Source organism: Rathayibacter sp. AY2B7, from assembly GCF_002931635.1.
GTDB lineage: Bacteria > Actinomycetota > Actinomycetes > Actinomycetales > Microbacteriaceae > Rathayibacter.
Map to the genome: position 1 here is coordinate 1 of NZ_PSUC01000188.1, position 2,601 is coordinate 2,601.

The following is a 2,601-nucleotide window of genomic DNA, read 5'->3' on the forward strand; positions in this document are numbered from 1 at the left end:
CGAGCTCGTGGCCGGCGTCCACGCCGCCGGCGGCCGCATCGGAGTGGTGTCCGGAGGGTTCCACGAGGTGCTCGACCCGGTCGCCGGTGCGCTCGGCCTCGACTTCGTCCGGGCCAACCGCCTCTGCTGCGGGGGCGGCCTGCTGACCGGAGCGGTCGACGGGGCGGTCATCGACGCCGCGGCCAAGGCGGAAGCGCTTCGCGAGTGGGCGGCGGTCTCGGGCGTTCCGCCGCAGCGCACGATCGCCGTCGGCGACGGTGCGAACGACCTGGAGATGATGGCGGTCGCCTCCCTCGCGGTCGCCTTCAACGCCAAGCCTCTGGTGCGCGAGCGCGCCGACCTCGTCGTCGGCGGCCTCGACCTGTCGCAGCTGCTGCCCGTCCTCGGCCTCCGCGGCTGAGGCCCGCCTCCCCCGCCTTCAGGGGCGTCAGCGGCCCGCGATCGCGACGAGTCCGGCGCAGCCGAGCGCCAGCGCCCAGCTGACGAGCGAGCCCACCAGGAAGTACTCCGCCTTCTCCCCGCTGCCGCCGTCGCGGGAGATCTCGGGGAAGCGCACGATCCCCTTGGCCGCGAGCACGGCACCGGCGAGGCCGATGGCTCCGGCGAGCGTGAGGCCGGCGATCAGCAGCCGCTCCAGCGGTCCGATCGTGCGCCCGCCCTGGAGGTCCGGCAGGCGGGCGTCGGCCGGCTCCCGACGCGCGAACCGCTCGCTCCAGCGTGGACGCGGCACGGGCTCGGCCTGCGGGAGCTCGCGGAACAGCGCCGCCCGCACGATCACGTTGCCGCTCTCCAGCAGGAAGAGCCCGGCTCCGACCGCCAGAGCGAGCTGCTCGATCGGAGGGAGCGCGTTCGCGACGGTGATCGGCGCGAGCGGCCCCGTCGGGACGCCGGCGGCGCGGTCGACAGCGGTCAGCACCAGGACCGCCGCGACGAGGGCGACGGCCGGACGCAGACCCCCGGGCGGCCGCGCGTTCTCGACGGTCGTGGTCGTCAGCAGCCAGGCTCCGGCCAGGACGACGACGATCGCCGCACCGAGCGGCGGGGCTCCGACGAGGAGCGCTGCGGTCACGGCTGCGGCGGTGAGCACGGGGATCGCGAGGAGGGCCGCACGGCGGCGGAGGTGCGTGCGCGCGAGGTCGCCGAGGCCGATCACGGCGAGCAGCAGCGCCGTCAGCACGTCTCCTCCAGCAGGCGCGCGCCGGCGAGGAGGGCGCCCGCGCCCGCACGCCGCAGCGCCTGCGAGACGGCGGGCTGCGAGATCGACTCCTGCTCGCCCAGCTCCTTCTGCGACGCTCCGCGCAGGCTCCCCAGCACGAGCCGGCGATCGCGCGCGCTGAGCGCTCCGACCAGCGCGTCGCGGGAGAGGAGGTAGGCGTTGACGGCCGCCTCGCCGGAGTCCCCGTCGGCGTCCCCGGCGACGAACCATCCGCGGGCCGTGGGCACGGTACCGTCCTCGAGCGCGTGGGCGCGATCGATGGCCTCGCGGGCGCGCCACCAGCCGGACCCGTCCTCGAGGTCCCCGGCGATCCCCGACCCGACCACCCGCACCTCGCCCAGGCCGATGCCCGCGCGGCAGTCGACGCCGGCCGGGAGCGAGAGGCGCGCCTGCAGCGTCGCCCGGAGCGCGGCGTGGACGGAGGGGTAGATCGCCTGGAACTCGTCGCCGACCGTCGGGTGCAGGGGCTGGATCGCCGGGACCGCGGCCTCCACCTCGGCGAAGCCCCGCTCGATCTCGCGCTGAGCACCCGCCCGGTCGACGAGGGAGCGGGAGGTCACCAGGTCCAGGAGCACGGCGACGACATCGGAGGAGGTCATCGCATAAGCTTAGAGCTTATATCCATCGGATATAAGCCCAGGGCTTATCGGTCAGTGGCCCATCCCGAGGCCGCCGTCGACCGGGATCACGGCACCCGAGATGTACGCCGCCTCGTCGCCGGCCAGCCAGCGCGTGACCTTCGCGACCTCGGCAGCGGTGCCGTAGCGGGCGAGCGGGATGCTCTTCCGGTACTCCGCCTGCTGCTCCGGCGAGAGCTCGGCGGTCATGTCGGTCTCGATGAAGCCGGGAGCGACGACGTTGGCGGTGATGTTGCGGGCGCCGAGCTCGCGGGTCAGCGAGCGGGCGAAGCCCACGAGGGCGGCCTTCGACGAGGAGTAGTTGATCTGGCCCGGCGACCCGTAGAGGCCGACCACGCTGGAGATGAGGACGACACGGCCGAAGCGCTGCTTGAGCATCCCCTTCGATGCGCGCTTGACGACGCGGAACGCCCCCGTGAGATTCGTGTCGACGACGGACGTGAAGTCCTCCTCCGTCATGCGCAGCAGCAGGGTGTCGCGGGTGATGCCCGCGTTCGCCACCAGGATCTCGACCGGGCCCAGCTCGGCCTCGACCTGCGTGAACGCGGCGTCGATGGAGGCGGCGTCGGTCACGTCCGCGACGACGGTGAGGGAGCCCTCCGGACCGGAGCCCGAGCGCGCGGTCACGGCGACCCGGTGACCGGCGGCCACGAACTCCTGGGCGATGGCGAAGCCGATCCCCCGGTTGCCCCCGGTGACGAGGACGGTGCGCGGCGTGGTCATGGTGTCCCTCCTGCCGGCGCTCGT

4 protein-coding genes are annotated in these 2,601 nt (G+C 74.2%); 1 reads left to right on the forward strand and 3 read right to left on the reverse strand.

What is annotated here, in order from left to right; genetic code table 11:
• Positions 1-400: HAD family phosphatase (locus C5C27_RS17170; protein ID WP_146079754.1), on the forward strand; the 400-nt coding region annotated here is incomplete at its 5' end.
• A gap of 27 nt (positions 401-427) precedes the next feature.
• Here C5C27_RS17170 and C5C27_RS17175 read toward each other — a convergent pair.
• From C5C27_RS17175 to C5C27_RS17185, 3 genes are read right to left on the reverse strand one after another with little or no spacing between them, the layout of a single operon-like run.
• On the reverse strand, positions 428-1,177 hold the full coding sequence (locus tag C5C27_RS17175) for a hypothetical protein (protein WP_104237477.1): 750 nt from the start codon (positions 1,175-1,177) through the stop codon (positions 428-430).
• Positions 1,171-1,815: a SatD family protein gene (locus C5C27_RS17180; protein WP_104315006.1), complete on the reverse strand. Its 645-nt coding sequence runs from the start codon at positions 1,813-1,815 to the stop codon at positions 1,171-1,173. The genes C5C27_RS17175 and C5C27_RS17180 overlap by 7 nt, the downstream gene beginning before the upstream one ends.
• Before the next feature lie 51 nt (positions 1,816-1,866).
• The gene (locus tag C5C27_RS17185; protein WP_104225284.1) at positions 1,867-2,577 is read right to left on the reverse strand and encodes a beta-ketoacyl-ACP reductase; all 711 of its coding nucleotides are present in this window, start codon (positions 2,575-2,577) and stop codon (positions 1,867-1,869) included.
• Positions 2,578-2,601 lie beyond the last annotated feature (24 nt).

What these genes read in the sequence shown, in the direction of transcription:
- C5C27_RS17185 (WP_104225284.1), bottom strand. Translation starts at nt 2,577, where the DNA reads ATGACCACGCCGCGCACCGTCCTCGTCACCGGGGGCAACCGGGGGATC.
- C5C27_RS17180 (WP_104315006.1), bottom strand. Translation starts at nt 1,815, where the DNA reads ATGACCTCCTCCGATGTCGTCGCCGTGCTCCTGGACCTGGTGACCTCC.